Source organism: Cupriavidus sp. C1SS-2L, from assembly GCF_057073735.1.
The window spans coordinates 1,724,027-1,739,154 of sequence record NZ_CP172709.1; the positions used below are offsets into that span (position 1 = coordinate 1,724,027).

Genomic DNA, 15,128 nt, shown 5'->3' on the forward strand with positions numbered 1-15,128 from the left:
GCGATTCCTTACGCGGGTTGGGTAAAGCGGTCGGTAGGATCGGCCGCGATTTCCTATCGCACGACGCGACACTCCGGTGAAAGCGCTAGCGGTGAGCCCGTCAGCGCCTGCACGGCATCGAACGAAACGCCTTCCGCCAAGGCGGTGACGAGGAGCCGGCCTTCAGGCTCCACGTCAATGACGGCGAGGTCTGTATAGATGCGGTCGACAACGTTAAGGCCGGTGAGCGGATAGGTACAACGTTCCACGATCTTGGGTTCCCCGTCCCGTGTGAAGTGCTCCATCATGACGTACAGGCGGCCGGCGCCTACGGCGAGGTCCATGGCACCGCCGACAGCGGGAATGGCATCAGCCTCGCCAGTGGACCAGTTCGCCAGGTCACCCTGTGCCGACACCTGAAAGCCACCCAAGACCGTAATGTCCAGATGGCCGCCCCGCATCATCGAAAATGAGAGCGTGTGGTCACAGATCGATGCACCCGGGACCAGGCGGATCGGTTCCTTCCCGGCGTTTATGAGGTCATCATCGATTTCGCCATCGCGGATAACTTCGCCAACACCCAATATGCCGTTTTCGCTGTGCAGGATGATCTCGCGGTCCGTGGGCAGATGGTTGGACACCAAAGTCGGCATGCCAATGCCGAGATTCACATAGCTTCCATCCGGGATGTCGGCTGCGACGATGCGAGCTATGGCACTGCGACTGAGGCGCTTAAGTTGCGACAGGGTGTCACTCATGATGTTGCTCTCCAGTCTTGACCACGCTCTTGAGGAAGATGCCGGGAGTCATCACGTGATCGGGTGCGAGCGCTCCCAGCGGAACGATCTCGCTGACCTGCGCGATGGCATGCGGCGCGGCGGTGCACATCACGGGACAGAAGTTGCGCCCCGCATACCGGTAGGTCAGGTTGCCCCAACGATCGGCCTGGTGCGCTTTCACCAGGGTAAAGTCTCCATGCAGGGGTTGCTCCAGCACGTAGCCCACACCATTGATGACACGTGTTTCCTTGCCTTCGGCCAGTTTCGTGCCATAGCCCGTGGGTGTGAAGAAGGGCCCTTGGCCAGCGCCTGCGGCGCGTAAGCGTTCCACCAGCGTGCCTTGCGGAACGCATTCAAGTTCCAACTTTCCCGAGCGATACGCTTCGACGAACGCGTCCGAGGAGGGGGTGCGTGGATAGGAACAGATGACTTTGCGTACCCGTCCCGCCCGAATAAGTGCGGCGATGCCGGTTTTGCCATAGCCGGCATTGTTGTTGACAATGGTGAGATCGCGCGCGCCTTGCTCTAGCAACGCATCCAGCAGTGCCACCGGAACGCCCGCGCCGCCAAAACCGCCTACCAGGACCGTAGCACCATCGTGAATACTGCGGACTGCCTCTGCCAGTGATCCAACTGTTTTATCTATCATTCGCTTCTCCAGCAATCATTCAACTTGGGCCATTACGAAGGTGGCCAGCGGGATCTCACGGCTCACATCTATCTGTAGCCTGACCCTTGCCTCGCCTTTCAAGTTGGGTGCGTCGCCGAGAATATTGGTCAACAAGCGCGGTCCTTCATCGAGTTCAACCAGCGCGACGTTGTAGGGCACATGATTCTCAAATGCTGGGTGGTAAGCGGTGTGATACACAACCCAGCTTTTCAGCGTGCCAGCCCCACTGGCTCGTGTCCAAACAGGCCCGGGCTTCAGGCAAGAGGGACAAGCGTGGCGGGCCGGCAGCCAGCGGTTGCCGCAATGGGGACATTCTTGAAAATGCAGTTCACCCTTGCCCAAGGCTTCCCAGTAAGGTGCGTTGACAGTGTCGATTTCCGGACGCAATGCACTGGTCATGGCTAGCTCCCCAAAATCAAGGTGCCATGCGTATGCATGGTTCCACCTTGGTTACCTACCAGGCAGGTGCTGGCGCCTGGTACTTGCAGGTTGGCGGTGCCTCGGATCTGTCGCACGCCTTCGATGATCAGCGGCAAGCCCGGCACACCGGTCTCGGAAAGCAGTCCGCCGGCCGTATTGATAGGAAGGCGGCCGCCGATCTCGATCTGACCGTCGGCGACGAAATGGGCGACTTCTCCCTTCTGGCAGAAGCCATAGTCTTCCAGTGTCATCAGCGGAACAATGGTGAAACAGTCGTAAATCTGAGCGACGTCGATGTCCTTTGGTTTCATGCCGGCCATTTCAAATGCCAGCCGGCCAGAGCGGACGGCTTCGGTCGAGGTCAGTTCAGTCCGTACTGGAATCTCCCATGATGTGTTGCCCTCGCCCAGGCCAAGAATCGGCACCGCGTGATCGATGCGCAGGGAGCGGGCGCGCTCGGCGCTCATGATGACGAGTGCCGCGCCGCCATCAGAAATCAGGCAGCAGTCATCGCGCCTCAGCGGATCCACCAGCATCGGGGAAGCCATGTAGTCGTCGATGGACAATGGCTTGCGCAACTGTGCATCAGGATTGGCAGCACCATGCCGACGGGAGGCCATCGCAATGGCAGCAAACGCTTCCGGAGGGGTCTGATATTCGATGATGTGTCGACGCGCGATCATGCCGTAGCCAGCTGAAGTGGCAAACCAGCCGTACAGAGCATCGTCTCCGCGCGGACGCCCATACGTGGCCCGACTGCCGCTACGCGGATTGTCCGCATAACAGACCAACGCAATCTCGCACTGCCCGGTTTCGATTGCATTCATGGCGAATGCGATGTTTGAGATGTTGGCGGCACCGCCCTGGTCCACGGCCATGCCCCAGCGCGGCTTGATGCCCATTGCTTCGGCAACCTTCTGCCCGTACAGGATCTCCCGGGTTGACGTCGGTGTCTTCACCAGCAGTGCGTCCACCGCGCTTTTCTCGATGCCGGCATCGGCAAGTGCTGCTGCGCAGGCCTGGACATTGAGCGAGACTGTGTCCAGACCAAGCTTTCCGTACTTTGTATGCCCTACGCCGGCAATGACGTATTTGCCCCGCATATCGTTGTGCCCTTTCATTCGTTGTCGAGTGAGGTCAGCTGCAGGTGAAGTTGGGTGGACGCTTTTCGGCGAAGGCGCGAGCGCCCTCGCGGGCATCATCCGATTCCTTCAGGATTCGGTTGAACATCTGCTCCATGCGCAAGCCGCCGGCCATGCCAAGTTCAGGGCCGCGAGTCGCCAACTCCTTCGCGGCCATCGTTGCCAGTGGTGCGTTCTTAGCGATCTCGCGTGCATATTCGAAGGCGGCTTCCAGCAACTGCTCTGGTTCGACCACGCGATTCACCATGCCCCAGCGCTCCGCTTCGGCGGCGCTTACGCTCCGACCGGTGAGCAGCATGTCCATTGCGATGGCATAGGGAAGCTGGCGAATGGCCCGCTGGGTGCCGCCATTGGCCGCGATGATGCCGCGCTTGACCTCCGACAGACCGAAGGTTGCCTGCGGAACCGCCACACGGATATCGGTTGCCATCAGCAGGGTCATCCCACCGCCGAGACAGAAACCGTTAACCGCGGCAATTACCGGCTTCCAGACTTCCAGGCCGCGGTTCAGCAGCATGTCCTTTTGAGTTTGCCAAAACTCGGCCATTTCGCCCTTGTCGGTGGCCCTGGTCTTCAAGTCCGCGCCCGCGCAGAAAGATTTGTCGCCCGCGCCCGTGACGATGGCCGCGCGAATCTCATTGTCGTCGCGCACACGCTGCCAGGCTTGGGATATGCCTTCATAGTGCTCGGCATCCAGGGCATTGCGCTTCTCGGGACGGTTGATCGTAATGAGCGCAATGCCGGGCTCATGGATAGTGAAATCGATGGACATGGATTTGTTCGAAGAAAGCGGTTGGAGTCCGGCCGTGCAGAACTGCCGCGGTGCGAGCCGGACTTTCGGATAGCGACGCTTGGTTCAGTGGCTACCGAGCAGTGCGCGGGCCAGCACCATGCGGTGCACTTCCGACGGGCCTTCGCCAATGCGCTTGATTCGTAGTTCCCGGTACCAGCGCTCCAGTGGCAGTTCGCGCGATACCCCCAGTCCGCCGAGAATCTGGATGCAGCGGTCGACCACGCGGCCGGCTGTCTCCGTTGCAGTCACCTTGGCGATGGAGGCTTCAACCTTGTAATCCAGGCCGGCGTCGCAACGTCGTGCTGCCTCGTAGGTGAGCAAGCGTGCCGCACGAAGCTCCATCTCACTGTCGGCAATCATCCATTGGATCGCCTGCTTGTCAGCGAGGCGGCTGCCGAAGGTTTCGCGCTCGCGAGCCCATTTGATTGCAATACCCAATGCTTCCTGGGCAACGCCGATGGTGCCGGCGGCATAAGGAACACGTTGCTCGATGGCCCATTGCTGCACCAGCTCAAATCCCTGGCCTTCCTCGCCGAGCCTGTGTTCCTCGGGGATCTCCACGTCTTCGAAGCTGATCTCGTACGGGGAGAGGGCGCGAATCACCGGGATCTCGTGGCAAGTCATGCCCTTGGGCCTACCTTTCACGATGAAACAGCTGATTGCACCGCGCTTGCCTTGTTCACCGGTGCGCGCAAAGACTAGGCCCCAGTCTGCGGTGCCGGCGTTGGTGATCCACATCTTGGTACCGTTGAGAATATAGCGATCGCCCTTCTTAACGGCGCGGGTTCGAATGGCACGGGCGGGATCCGAGCCACCGGATGCCTCGCTGATGGCTACGAATGCCTTCTTGCCGTCGCGGATAGTCGGTACTGCAAATTGTTCGATTTGATACGGAGTACCGTACTCGAGGATTGGCGATGGGGGAAAGGCGCCAGTGGCTCCGCACGCGGGAACATAGGCTCCCATCTTGCACCGGGAGGTCTCCTCGGCAATCATCGTGGTTGCCAAGAGGGATAGGCCAGCACCTCCATACTCGACTGGAGCACGGACGGCCCACAGGCCGATTTCCTTGGCCTTGGCACGCAGCGGGAGCAACAGTTCCGGCGGGAGGGAGTAGGCGTCATGCGGCACTTTCTCTTCGGCCGGCCTCACTTCATTCTCCATGAAGCGGCGTGTGGTATCGCGGATCTGCAAGAGTTCCTCGGACAGGCCCGCAGTATGGTTCGTCATTTCTGTCATTCCTCTGTCGATGGATGAGTGGCGGCGCCAGTAGCCTGGCGTCAAGTTATGCGTGTCAGGAAAAGGCTCCTTCTTCGGCGAGCTCGTCGAACGAGGCGTCGTTCATTCCCAGATGGCGCGCCAGCACCGCGCGGGAGTCTTCACCAAGCGCGTGGCTGGGGCGATATGGCGGCAGCTCCTGATCCTTGAAGACAAGCGGGCTGCCATGTACCAGCACCTTTCCGTAGGCCGGGTGCTCGATCCAGCGCAGCATGCCGGTTTCGTGCAAATGGGGGTCGTTGACTACGTCGTCGAGCTCGCGAACCGGAGCACACGGGACGCGAGCGGCGATCAAGAGATCGAAGAGCGCGGTCTTGGTGTGGTGCTTCGTGACGTCGGCGATTGCCTGGTCCACCGCATCAATATGGCGAACACGTTCGCCACGCGTGGCGAAGCGGGGATCGTCCCGCCAGTGCGGGCGTCCGAGTGCTTGAGTCAGCGCCCGCCAGTGCTCGTCGTTATTCGCGAGGATGGCGATCTGCCCGTCAGAGGTCGGATAGACGTTGTAGGGGGCAATGGACAAGCCTCCGTGACGATTCCCAGTGCGCTTGTTTCCGCGATCCCCCGCCTTGTGCAACCCTAGGTTGGACAGCAGGCTGGGGAAAACCGCGCTCAGCATGGAGACTTCAACCGTGCTTGCTTTACCGGTGACAGCTCGCTGATAGAGCGCCGTGACGATCGCGCCATAAAGATGGATGCCACCAAAGAAGTCGCAGATGGCGGGGCCCGCCTTTACCGGCATGCCATCCGGCATGCCGGTAACGCTCATCACGCCAGACATCGCTTGCATTGTTACGTCCATCGCCGGGTAGCTACGATACGGACCGTTGCTTCCATAACCGGACCCGGAGGCAATGACCAGACTGGGATTGGAGGTGCGCAACACGTCCTCGCCCAGACCCAGCCGATCCATCACACCGGGCGCGTAGTTCTCGACCACAACGTCGGCGGTTTTCGCCAGCTCCAGAAGGACCCTGCGGCCAGCCGCCTGTCGGAGGTTGAGGGTAATGCATTGCTTGTTGCCATTGAGCACCGCAAACGGTTCGGTCACGCCATCACTACGAGTGCGTTTTCGGAGATGCTCCCCGTCAGGCGGCTCGACCTTGATGACGGTAGCGCCTGCCATGGCGAGCAGGAACGTGGCATAGGGACCGTTGTAGATTTGGGTCAGGTCCAGCACAACAATGCCGGACAGTGGCAGGTTTTCCGTTTTTGACATGGCCTTGGCGATGGCGGGAACGCAGTCGTTGATCCGATAAGACGATTTATAGGCTTTGAGAAGCGCTATGTCAAGAACGGAGTCCATGTGTGCTGGTCCCCCTCATCGGCCTGGCCATGCAACAAAGAAGCTGGACACCAACCTCGTAAACATCTATAAAACGCTTTATAGTCCTTACAGCGTTTGCGAGGGGAGGAGAGATGAAACGAAGAAGATTCCTGAGGGTGGCGCTTTTCGTAACTGTGGCGGGTGGAGTGGCAACAACTACACATGCAGCGACGGTGTATCCGGCTCGCCCTCTACGCATGATTGTCCCGTTCCCGCCCGGCAGCGGGACGGACGCCTCTGCGCGGTTCCTGTCGCAGCAAATTGGGGAGGCGTTAGGGCAACCGGTGGTGGTGGAGAACAAGGCTGGCGGCAACGGCGTGATTGCCGCTCAGGCCGCAGCCAGGGCACCCGGAGATGGATACACCCTATTCATCACGACGATGACCACCCAGTCCGTTAATCCGCACCTTTACGCTCGATTGCCCTATGACCCGGTCAAGGACTTCACGCCGGTGGGGCTGATCTACAAGTCTCCGTCTGTCCTCGTGGTACGAAACGAGGAGGGGCAGCCGAAGACTCTCTCGGAGTTGACTGCGAAGGCGCGGGCGGCGCCTGCCAAGGTCATCTTTTCCAGCGGTAACATGTCGTCCCGGGTTGCGGCTGAACTCTATGCACATCAAGTGCATGCAAAGCTGTTGCACATTCCCTACAAGGGAGCGACCCAGGCGGTGACGGAGTTGTTGGGCGGGCAGGTCGATCTGATGTTTGCCGACCTGGCCAATGCAATGCCGCATATCCGAAGCGGCAGGCTCAAAGCGCTTGCCGTCGTTGCATCACAACGTCTTCAGACATTGCCCGACGTCCAGACGATGGAGGAACTGGGCGTGGGAGGCATGAATCTTGTTCCGTGGTCAGCCTTGTACGTTCCTGCCAGCACGCCACGACCGATCGTGGAACGCCTGAGCGCAGTGCTTCTGCAGGTGCTCAGCACACCGGCCGCACGCGCGTTCTTTACCCGCTATGGCGCGGAACTGACACCTTTGCCGGCCGAAAAGACTGCAGCATTCCTCGCCACTGAGTACGCGGCCTGGGGCAACGCCATCAGGATTGCCGGTATTGAAGCCGATTAGACCCTTGATATAGGTGCATGCTCGAGAAGCGAGATCAAATCTGATTGACATGCAAACCTATAAAGCCTATAAATCGATCTATAGAACACTAGTTCAAGACTGTGAGGAGATTGAGGTGTCCAGTATCGCAATGCAGGGAAAAGTGGTTCTCGTGACCGGCGCCGGCCGCGGCATCGGTCGCGCGATTGCAGAGATGATGGCTGCCTATGGCGCCAAGGTGGTAGTCAACGATCCGGGCGTCTCGGTCAACGGCGAACCTGGCACGGAGCGGCCCGCGGAAGAAGTCGTCACGGCAATCAGGGATAAGGGTGGCGAAGCGGTGGCCAGCCTTGACAGCGTATCCGATTGGGCAGGGGCGCGCCGGATGGTAGAGACGGCCATCGATACGTTTGGTGGCATTGATTGTGTTGTGAACAACGCCGGCATTCTGCGGGACCGCATTTTCCACCAGATGACGGCGGAAGAATTCGACGCCGTGATGAAGGTGCACCTGTATGGCAGCTTTAACGTCAGTCGTGCTGCGGCTGACCGGTTCAAGACGCAGAAGAGCGGCAGCTTCGTGCATATGACTTCTACGTCGGGCTTGATTGGCAACTTTGGTCAGGCCAACTATGCCGCCGCGAAGATGGGAATTGTAGGGCTCTCGAAGTCGATAGCGCTCGATATGTCCCGCTACAACGTGAGGTCGAACTGTATTTCGCCGTTCGCATGGAGTCGGATGGGTGCCACCGTTCCCAACACAACGGATCAGGAGGCGAGACTGGCCAAGGCAAAGGCCAACACACCCACCACCATTGCGCCCTTGGCAGTGTTCCTGGGCAGCGACGTCTCGAGCGAGGTTACCGGACAGATCTTTGCCGTGCGCCGCAATGAGATTTTCGTGATGAGCCAACCCCGTCCAATCCGCTCGGCCCATCATAGCGAAGGGTGGACGCCGGAGACGGTAGCTTCTCATCTGTACCCCGCGCTGAAGCCCTCCTTTGTGCCACTTGACCGTACTTCCAATGTATTCACATGGGATCCGATGTAACGCAGACGGGGAGAGGCGTGCTAGCCGCCTCCGCCCACCGAACAATCTTTAGAGAACGATGCAATGAGTATCTTCCAGCATGACGACGTCGTGGCGGTAGCGGATGCGCTGATCCGTTTCATCGAACGCGAAGTTATTCCGCTTGAACAAGAAAACAAGGAACTGTTGTCAAGCGAGCGGAACATCTATGGGGTCGACGGCCGCTTTTCCACGCCGATGCTGGACTTGCGGCGACGCGTGCGGATCCGCTCCGCGGAATTGGGCTTCTACACCATGCTGGCTCCGGAAGCTTTAGGAGGTGGCGGCCTTGGAGCCCAAGCCACGATGGTGATCCTGGAACGCCTGAATGCCTTCTGTGGCCCGGGCCGTCCCTTGATCGAAGATGTAATCGTGCCGTCGCCATTCACAAATGCGCTTTCGCCGGTTCTTTTGCATTTGGATCCGAATGTACTGGAACGGTATCGCGATGGATTGGCCAGTGGCAAGACACTGCTTTGCTTTGGTCTTAGCGAACCCGATGCGGGCTCCGACGTGTTCGCCATGCAGACGCGCGCGAAGAAGGAGGGCGACGAATGGGTGCTGACTGGTACCAAGCAGTGGATCACCAATTCGCCCTACGCGGACCTCGCCATGATCTTTGCGGTCACCGACGAAGCGTTGGCGCGTGAGCGTAAAGGCGGTATTACCGGATTTCTCGTTGATACCCGTAGTCCCGGCTTCAGTGTGCCCAGTGTCATCCCGACAATGGGTCATCTTGGCGCCCAGATCGGCATTGTTTCGCTCGATGGAGTGCGGGTGCCGGATAACCACAGACTAGGACCCGTCAACAAGAGCTTGAAAGTTGCATTGGGTGGTGTGAGCGCCGGACGCCTTTCCATGGCCGGCAAGTGCGTTGGCCTGGCAAGGTGGGCATTGGACCAGGCTATTGGCTACGCGAAGGTGCGCAAGACCTTCGGACGCATCATCGGTGAGCACCAGGCCATTCAGTTCATGCTTGCAGAGTCAGCCATGGACATCTACGCCGCAAAGTCGATGGCACAGAACTGTGCGATGCGAATCGATGCCGGGGAGTCCGCAGTGAAGGAAATCTCGATGACCAAGGCATTCTGCACCGAAATGCTAGGTCGCGTGATGGATCGTTGCATGCAGGTGCACGGAGCCATGGGCTTGACCAATGAGTTGCGGCTCGAAGAGGGCTTCCGCCAGGCTCGCACCATGCGCATCCCGGACGGTACGGCGGAGATCCAGCGCCGCACCATCGCCTCCCGCTTGCTCTCGGGTGACACGGAGTTCTGATGTCGCGGTGAGCGCCATCATGAAGACAAACACAGCAAGGTATTTCAATGCGCAACTTCAAGAGTGTCAGGGATCTTCAGTCTTGTGTCGGACAGGAAATTGGTGTGAGCGGCTGGGTCACCATCGATCAGCAGCGCATCAATGCCTTCGCCGATGCTACCGGAGATCATCAATGGATTCACGTCGATACCGAACGCGCGGCGCAGGGACCGTACTCAAGCACGATTGCTCATGGTTATCTCACTTTGTCGCTGATTCCGATGCTCGCAGCTCAGGCCATGAGTTTTGGCGACGTCAAGATGGGCATCAACTACGGCCTGAATAGGGTACGGCTTCCCTCGCCCGTCAAGGTGAATAGCCAGGTACGTTGTCGCTTTCGCCTGTTGAATCTGGAGGAGTTGCCGCGACTCGGCGAGCTTGCGGGGTTCCAGATCACGATGGAGGCAACCGTCGAGTGCGAGGGCTCGGTAAAGCCGGCCGTGGTTGCGGAGACCGTTGGGCGTCGGTATTTCTGATTGGCGTCATCTGTCGATTTGAATGGAAGAGAAAGCACGACGGAGGCCAAGACAATGGAAGTCAATATGCAAGGTAAGGTGGTCCTGGTAACGGGCGCTGGAGGAGGTATCGGGCGCGGTATTGCACTGGCGATGGCCGCGGCCGGCGCACGGGTTGTGGTCAATGACCTTGGCGTTTCGATGTCTGGCGACGGCGGCGATGCGGGGCCGGCGCAACGGGTAGTCGAGGAGATACATGCGAACGGTGGCGCGGCCATCGCAAACACGGACAGTGTCGCGAGTTGGGATGGGGCCCACGCCATCGTCGAGTGCGCGCTGGACAACTTTGGCCGCATCGATGCAGTCGTCAACAATGCGGGCAATCTGCGAGACCGCATGTTCTTCAACATGAGCGAGGAAGAGTGGCGGTCCGTGATCGACGTCCACCTTAACGGCACCTTCTTCATTAGCCGCGCCGCTGCACCCCATTTTCGCGACCAGCAGGCGGGCGCATACGTCCATATGACTTCGACGTCTGGGCTGATCGGCAACTTTGGGCAGGCCAACTACTCGGCTGCCAAGCTCGGGATCGTGGCGTTGTCGAAATCGGTCGCACTCGATATGGCACGCTTCAATGTGCGATCAAACTGCATTGCCCCGTTCGCATGGAGTCGCATGACCGATTCGATTCCGGCGCGAACTGCCGAGGAGAAGGAGAGGGTATTGCGACTGCAGAAAATGGAGGTCGGAAAGATCGCACCGATGGCGGTGTACCTCGCCAGTGGCGCCGCAGTCGATGTTACGGGACAAGTATTTGCGGTACGCGCGAACGAACTGATGCTGATGAGCCAGTCGCGGCCCGTTCGCTCTGTTCATATGAGCAATGGCTGGACTCCGGAATCCATCGGAGAGATCGCAATTCCGGCTATGCGTAACAGCTTTTACAGCCTGGAGCGTTCGCCTGACCTCATCAACTGGGATCCGATCTGAGACGTGGATGGACCCCATCCATCTGTTACGGCGCGGGCCGCGCCGGCGCATAGAGAGACAACATGAGCATTAACGGAAAGGCATACATCGTCGGGGCCTATGAACATCCGACGCGCAAGGCACCCGATAAGACCGTGGCGCAACTGCATGCGGAATGTGCCAAGGGCGCTCTCAATGACGCCGGGCTATCGCTAAGCGATGTTGACGGATACTTCTGTGCAGGCGATGCCCCCGGTCTCGGCGTCCTGAATATGGTGGACTACCTCGGCTTGAGGGTAAGCCACATCGACCACACTGAAATCGGCGGCTCCTCCTATCTAGCCCACGTTTCGCATGCCGCCCAGGCGATCGCGGCGGGAAAGTGCAACGTGGCGCTCATCACGCTGGCAGGCAGACCACGGTCGGAAGGCTCCAGTGGTACGCAGCCACGAAATTGGGGCGCAGATCTACCGGACGTGCCATTTGAGATGCCGTTCAATCCGGTGACGGTCAACATGTACGCGATGGTGGCGATGCGCCACATGTACGAATACGGAACCACGGCAGAGCAACTCGCGTGGGTAAAGGTGGCCGCATCTCACCATGCGCAGCACAACCCCAATGCAATGCTGCGCGAAGTCGTAACCGTGGAAGATGTGCTGAGTTCGCCAATGATCTCAGATCCACTGCGCAGGATGGATTGCTGTGTGGTGTCCGATGGAGGTGGTGCACTGATTGTGGCGCGCCCGGAGATTGCCGCGACGTTGAATCGTCCCCGGATCAAGGTTCGCGGTGCGGGCGAGGCGGTCAAGGGCCAGCTCGGCGGCGAGGTCGACCTAAGTTGGTCTGGCGCTGCAATCTCAGGGCCGATTGCCTTCGCGGAAGCTGGGGTCACACCAGCCGACATCAAGTATGCCTCGATCTACGACAGCTTCACCATCACGGTATTGATGCAGCTCGAGGACCTTGGCTTCTGCAAGAAGGGTGAGGGCGGCAGGTTCGTCGCCGACGGAAATCTGATTTCCGGCGTGGGACGGCTGCCGTTCAACACGGATGGCGGTGGTTTGTGCAACAACCATCCGGCTAACCGGGGCGGCATCACCAAGATCATCGAGGCCGTGCGTCAACTGCGTGGTGAGGCTCACCCAGCCGTGCAGGTCAATGGGTGCGATCTAGCGCTCGCGCATGGTACCGGAGGCCACCTCGGATCGCGCCATGGTAGTGCGACCCTGATTCTGGAACGGGAGCAGTGACATGACAACACCCTATACGCCAACTATCCTCAATGCGCCTACGGAAGCGGTCGACAACACGGAGTTCTGGCAAGCCGCCCGTGATGGTCGCTTACTGGTGAAGCATTGCGACACCTGCGGAAAGCCCCATTGGTACCCACGCGTTCTGTGTCCGTTCTGCCTGGGGACTACCAGCTGGAAGGAATCCAGCGGTCGCGGCACCATTTACTCGTACAGCGTAACGCGCCGGATGGGACCAACGCCGTTCTGCATTGCCTATGTGACCCTGGAGGAAGGGGTGACCATGCTGACGCACATCGTCGACTGCGATCTTGACCAAGTGCGCATCGGGCAGAAAGTGCTATTGAAGTTCTCGCCGACAGTCGACGGTCCACCGGTGCCGACCTTCAGGCCCGCTTGAGTGGCCGAAATGGTTGGCCGCCTGTCATTGCAACGAAATCGAACATGACCACGATTGACTCTCTGGACTGCCTGCTGAATCCCCGCTCCGTCGCTATCATCGGCGCCTCCGACGACTCAACCCGTATCGGCGGCCGTCCGATCGCATCCATGCGTCTGCTGGGCTACAAGGGTCGCATACTGCCAGTCAATCCGAACCGGCGAGAGGTGCAGGGTCTGCCCGCCTATGCATCGGTAGCGGAGCTCCCGGAAATCCCGGACGTTGCCATTGTGGCAGTTCCGGCCCCGCACGTGTGCAAGGCCGTGACGGAGCTTGGTGAACGTGGAGTCGGCGCGGCCATTCTCTTCAGCTCGGGCTTCGCCGAGGTGGGCGAGAAGGGGGCTGCCATGCAGGCCGAACTGGTGGCAATCTCGCGGCGCACCGGCCTGCGACTGCTCGGCCCCAACGCACTTGGCATTGTTAATTTTCATAATGGCTTTGTTGGCAGCTTCACCAGTTGCCTTGGCTTCGGCAACGAACGCGCGGGGAGCGTCGGCATTGCCAGTCAATCGGGTGCGTATGGTGGCCACTTGGTGGCATCGGCACTGGATTCCGGGATTGGCTTGTCCACCGTTGTCCTGACTGGAAATGAAGCTGACCTTAATCTGGCTGATGCAATCGGCCTGCTGGTTCGCGATCCCCGCACTCAGGTGATTGCGGTGTATGCGGAAGGCATTAGTAACGGTGATGCCCTGGCGCAGGCGCTGCAGGATGCTCGTAGAGCTCGCAAGCCGGTGGTGATGATGAAGGTGGGACGAAGCGAGGTGGGTAGCGCGGCGGCCCAGTCGCATACCGCATCGATTGCCGGTGATGACGCTGTTGTCGATACCGTGCTCGAAGAGCTTGGTGTCGTGCGAGCACATACGACCAGCGAGATGCTGGACATCGTGCGGCTGGCGACACAGGGGGTCTACCCAGCCGACAATACGCTGGGTGTACTGACAGTCAGTGGCGGCGCCGGCGTGATCATTTGCGACGCCGCCGAAGATCTTGGACTCGCCATGCCGGCCATGCCGGCCACGGCGCAGGCCAGACTGTTGGAGATGTTGCCCATCTGCACGCCACGCAACCCGGTGGATACGACCGCTCAGATCCTGAACGACGTGTCTTTGCTCGAGCCATTCACCGAGGCAATGATCGGCGAGGGCAAATATGCGTCGGTGCTTGCCTTTCTGACGTACGCAGGGGCCTCTCCTGCGGTCGCTCCTCAGATTCGGGCGCAGCTGTCACGCGTGCGCGCAAGATACCCGGGCCGACTCTACGCACTCGTGCTTCAGGGGCCGCCGGCTGTGTTGCGATCCTATGAGGAGGAGGGCTTTACCGTGTTCGATGATCCTACACGGGCCGTGGTAGCAATAGCGGCGATGGGGCGGTTCGGCCGAGCCTTTGCGGCCGGAGTTCCGGGGCCGGCGCCTCGCGTGCCTCCAGTCAGTTTACCCGCGGAGACGCCTACGGAAAGCCAAGCCAAGAAGTTGCTGGCACTGGCGGGTATAGGCAGTGCGCCCGAGCGGGCCTGTACCGTGGCTGATGCCGCAGTGCTGGCAGCGCGCGAAATAGGCTTCCCGGTGGTGCTGAAGATCCTCTCGCGCGACATCCTGCATAAGTCGGAGATTGGCGGGGTGCTGATGAACATACAGGACGAGGAGGCCGTTCGCCAAGGCTTCGACACCCTCATCCGTCGCGCCCGCGAAGCCGTACCGGACGCGCGCATCGAAGGCGTGCTGGTTGCCCGTGAGCTGCGGGGCGGCGTCGAGTGCATCCTGGGCATTCATCGGGACCCGGTCTTCGGGCCAATTGCGATGTTCGGCCTCGGGGGAGTGTTCGTGGAGGTGCTCAAGGATGTGGTCTTCCACCGTTGCCCGTTTGGCGAGGAAGTGGCGGAGCGGATGATCCGTTCGATCCGCGGGGCTCCATTGTTGCTCGGTGCGAGAGGGCGGCCAGTAGCGGATATTGGTGCACTTGCGCGTACGCTTTCGCGACTGTCCGCCTTCGCTGCGGAGGCTGGCCCTCGCCTGCGTTCGGTGGACTTGAATCCCGTTCTTGCCTTGCCGGAAGGTGAAGGTGCATTCGCCGTGGACGCAGTCATCGAGGTTGATGCACAGCTCCAGGGACGCGGTAGCTAACGTGGGTGCGGGCAGGGACGTGTTACCACCGCCGCTCCAGTGCACTGGGCCTTGATGATATTTCAC

At 60.0% G+C, this 15,128-nt stretch carries 15 protein-coding genes; 8 read left to right on the top strand and 7 right to left on the bottom strand.

From position 1 onward, the window contains the following. Positions 1-53: 53 nt before the first annotated feature. The 7 genes from ACIGJG_RS25630 to ACIGJG_RS25660 form a co-directional block, all read right to left on the bottom strand. Complete coding sequence (locus ACIGJG_RS25630; RefSeq protein WP_483673231.1) at positions 54-737, bottom strand: 3-oxoacid CoA-transferase subunit B; 684 nt, start codon at positions 735-737, stop codon at positions 54-56. Further along, on the bottom strand, positions 730-1,407 hold the full coding sequence (locus ACIGJG_RS25635) for a 3-oxoacid CoA-transferase subunit A (RefSeq protein WP_483673232.1): 678 nt from the start codon (positions 1,405-1,407) through the stop codon (positions 730-732). Before ACIGJG_RS25635 ends, ACIGJG_RS25630 begins: the two co-directional genes overlap by 8 nt. 15 nt (positions 1,408-1,422) lie before the next feature. After that, the gene (locus ACIGJG_RS25640) at positions 1,423-1,827 is read right to left on the bottom strand and encodes a Zn-ribbon domain-containing OB-fold protein (RefSeq protein ID WP_483673233.1); all 405 of its coding nucleotides are present in this window, start codon (positions 1,825-1,827) and stop codon (positions 1,423-1,425) included. Positions 1,828-1,829: 2 nt separating this feature from the next. Then, entirely contained in the window at positions 1,830-2,969 is a 1,140-nt protein-coding gene (locus tag ACIGJG_RS25645; protein WP_483673234.1) for a thiolase family protein, read from the bottom strand. Between the two features lie 16 nt (positions 2,970-2,985). Further along, entirely contained in the window at positions 2,986-3,762 is a 777-nt protein-coding gene (locus ACIGJG_RS25650) for an enoyl-CoA hydratase/isomerase family protein (RefSeq protein ID WP_483673235.1), read from the bottom strand. A gap of 84 nt (positions 3,763-3,846) precedes the next feature. Further along, complete coding sequence (locus ACIGJG_RS25655) at positions 3,847-5,013, bottom strand: acyl-CoA dehydrogenase family protein (protein ID WP_483673236.1); 1,167 nt, start codon at positions 5,011-5,013, stop codon at positions 3,847-3,849. A gap of 64 nt (positions 5,014-5,077) precedes the next feature. Next, positions 5,078-6,367, bottom strand: coding sequence for a CaiB/BaiF CoA transferase family protein (locus ACIGJG_RS25660; RefSeq protein WP_483673237.1), 1,290 nt, complete (start codon positions 6,365-6,367; stop codon positions 5,078-5,080). A 218-nt stretch (positions 6,368-6,585) separates the two neighbouring features. Between ACIGJG_RS25660 and ACIGJG_RS25665 the strand changes: the two genes are divergently transcribed. The 8 genes from ACIGJG_RS25665 to ACIGJG_RS25700 all read left to right on the top strand — a co-directional run bounded on the left by ACIGJG_RS25665 (position 6,586) and on the right by ACIGJG_RS25700 (position 15,062). After that, a complete protein-coding gene (locus ACIGJG_RS25665) occupies positions 6,586-7,458 on the top strand; it encodes a Bug family tripartite tricarboxylate transporter substrate binding protein (protein WP_483673238.1) in 873 nt (290 codons plus the stop codon). 115 nt (positions 7,459-7,573) lie between these two features. After that, a complete protein-coding gene (locus ACIGJG_RS25670) occupies positions 7,574-8,488 on the top strand; it encodes an SDR family NAD(P)-dependent oxidoreductase (protein WP_483674042.1) in 915 nt (304 codons plus the stop codon). Between the two features lie 63 nt (positions 8,489-8,551). Continuing rightward, the gene (locus tag ACIGJG_RS25675) at positions 8,552-9,784 is read left to right on the top strand and encodes an acyl-CoA dehydrogenase family protein (RefSeq protein WP_483673240.1); all 1,233 of its coding nucleotides are present in this window, start codon (positions 8,552-8,554) and stop codon (positions 9,782-9,784) included. 47 nt (positions 9,785-9,831) lie between these two features. Then, on the top strand, positions 9,832-10,299 hold the full coding sequence (locus ACIGJG_RS25680) for a MaoC family dehydratase (protein WP_483673241.1): 468 nt from the start codon (positions 9,832-9,834) through the stop codon (positions 10,297-10,299). A gap of 54 nt (positions 10,300-10,353) precedes the next feature. Then, entirely contained in the window at positions 10,354-11,268 is a 915-nt protein-coding gene (locus tag ACIGJG_RS25685; protein ID WP_483673242.1) for an SDR family NAD(P)-dependent oxidoreductase, read from the top strand. Positions 11,269-11,330: 62 nt separating this feature from the next. After that, positions 11,331-12,500, top strand: coding sequence for a thiolase domain-containing protein (locus ACIGJG_RS25690; RefSeq protein WP_483673243.1), 1,170 nt, complete (start codon positions 11,331-11,333; stop codon positions 12,498-12,500). A 1-nt stretch (position 12,501) separates the two neighbouring features. Beyond that, entirely contained in the window at positions 12,502-12,900 is a 399-nt protein-coding gene (locus tag ACIGJG_RS25695; RefSeq protein ID WP_483673244.1) for a Zn-ribbon domain-containing OB-fold protein, read from the top strand. A gap of 44 nt (positions 12,901-12,944) precedes the next feature. Continuing rightward, positions 12,945-15,062 (top strand): acetate--CoA ligase family protein, encoded by a 2,118-nt coding sequence (locus ACIGJG_RS25700; RefSeq protein ID WP_483673245.1) that lies wholly within the window; start codon positions 12,945-12,947, stop codon positions 15,060-15,062. Positions 15,063-15,128: the final 66 nt, after the last annotated feature.

Excerpts from the sequence above, each read along its gene's own strand:
- ACIGJG_RS25630 (WP_483673231.1), bottom strand. The coding sequence starts at position 737 with ATGAGTGACACCCTGTCGCAACTTAAGCGCCTCAGTCGCAGTGCCATA.
- ACIGJG_RS25635 (WP_483673232.1), bottom strand. The coding sequence starts at position 1,407 with ATGATAGATAAAACAGTTGGATCACTGGCAGAGGCAGTCCGCAGTATT.
- ACIGJG_RS25640 (WP_483673233.1), bottom strand. The coding sequence starts at position 1,827 with ATGACCAGTGCATTGCGTCCGGAAATCGACACTGTCAACGCACCTTAC.
- ACIGJG_RS25645 (WP_483673234.1), bottom strand. The coding sequence starts at position 2,969 with ATGAAAGGGCACAACGATATGCGGGGCAAATACGTCATTGCCGGCGTA.
- ACIGJG_RS25650 (WP_483673235.1), bottom strand. The coding sequence starts at position 3,762 with ATGTCCATCGATTTCACTATCCATGAGCCCGGCATTGCGCTCATTACG.
- ACIGJG_RS25655 (WP_483673236.1), bottom strand. The coding sequence starts at position 5,013 with ATGACGAACCATACTGCGGGCCTGTCCGAGGAACTCTTGCAGATCCGC.
- ACIGJG_RS25660 (WP_483673237.1), bottom strand. The coding sequence starts at position 6,367 with ATGGACTCCGTTCTTGACATAGCGCTTCTCAAAGCCTATAAATCGTCT.
- ACIGJG_RS25665 (WP_483673238.1), top strand. The coding sequence starts at position 6,586 with ATGATTGTCCCGTTCCCGCCCGGCAGCGGGACGGACGCCTCTGCGCGG.
- ACIGJG_RS25675 (WP_483673240.1), top strand. The coding sequence starts at position 8,552 with ATGAGTATCTTCCAGCATGACGACGTCGTGGCGGTAGCGGATGCGCTG.
- ACIGJG_RS25680 (WP_483673241.1), top strand. The coding sequence starts at position 9,832 with ATGCGCAACTTCAAGAGTGTCAGGGATCTTCAGTCTTGTGTCGGACAG.
- ACIGJG_RS25685 (WP_483673242.1), top strand. The coding sequence starts at position 10,354 with ATGGAAGTCAATATGCAAGGTAAGGTGGTCCTGGTAACGGGCGCTGGA.
- ACIGJG_RS25690 (WP_483673243.1), top strand. The coding sequence starts at position 11,331 with ATGAGCATTAACGGAAAGGCATACATCGTCGGGGCCTATGAACATCCG.
- ACIGJG_RS25695 (WP_483673244.1), top strand. The coding sequence starts at position 12,502 with ATGACAACACCCTATACGCCAACTATCCTCAATGCGCCTACGGAAGCG.
- ACIGJG_RS25700 (WP_483673245.1), top strand. The coding sequence starts at position 12,945 with ATGACCACGATTGACTCTCTGGACTGCCTGCTGAATCCCCGCTCCGTC.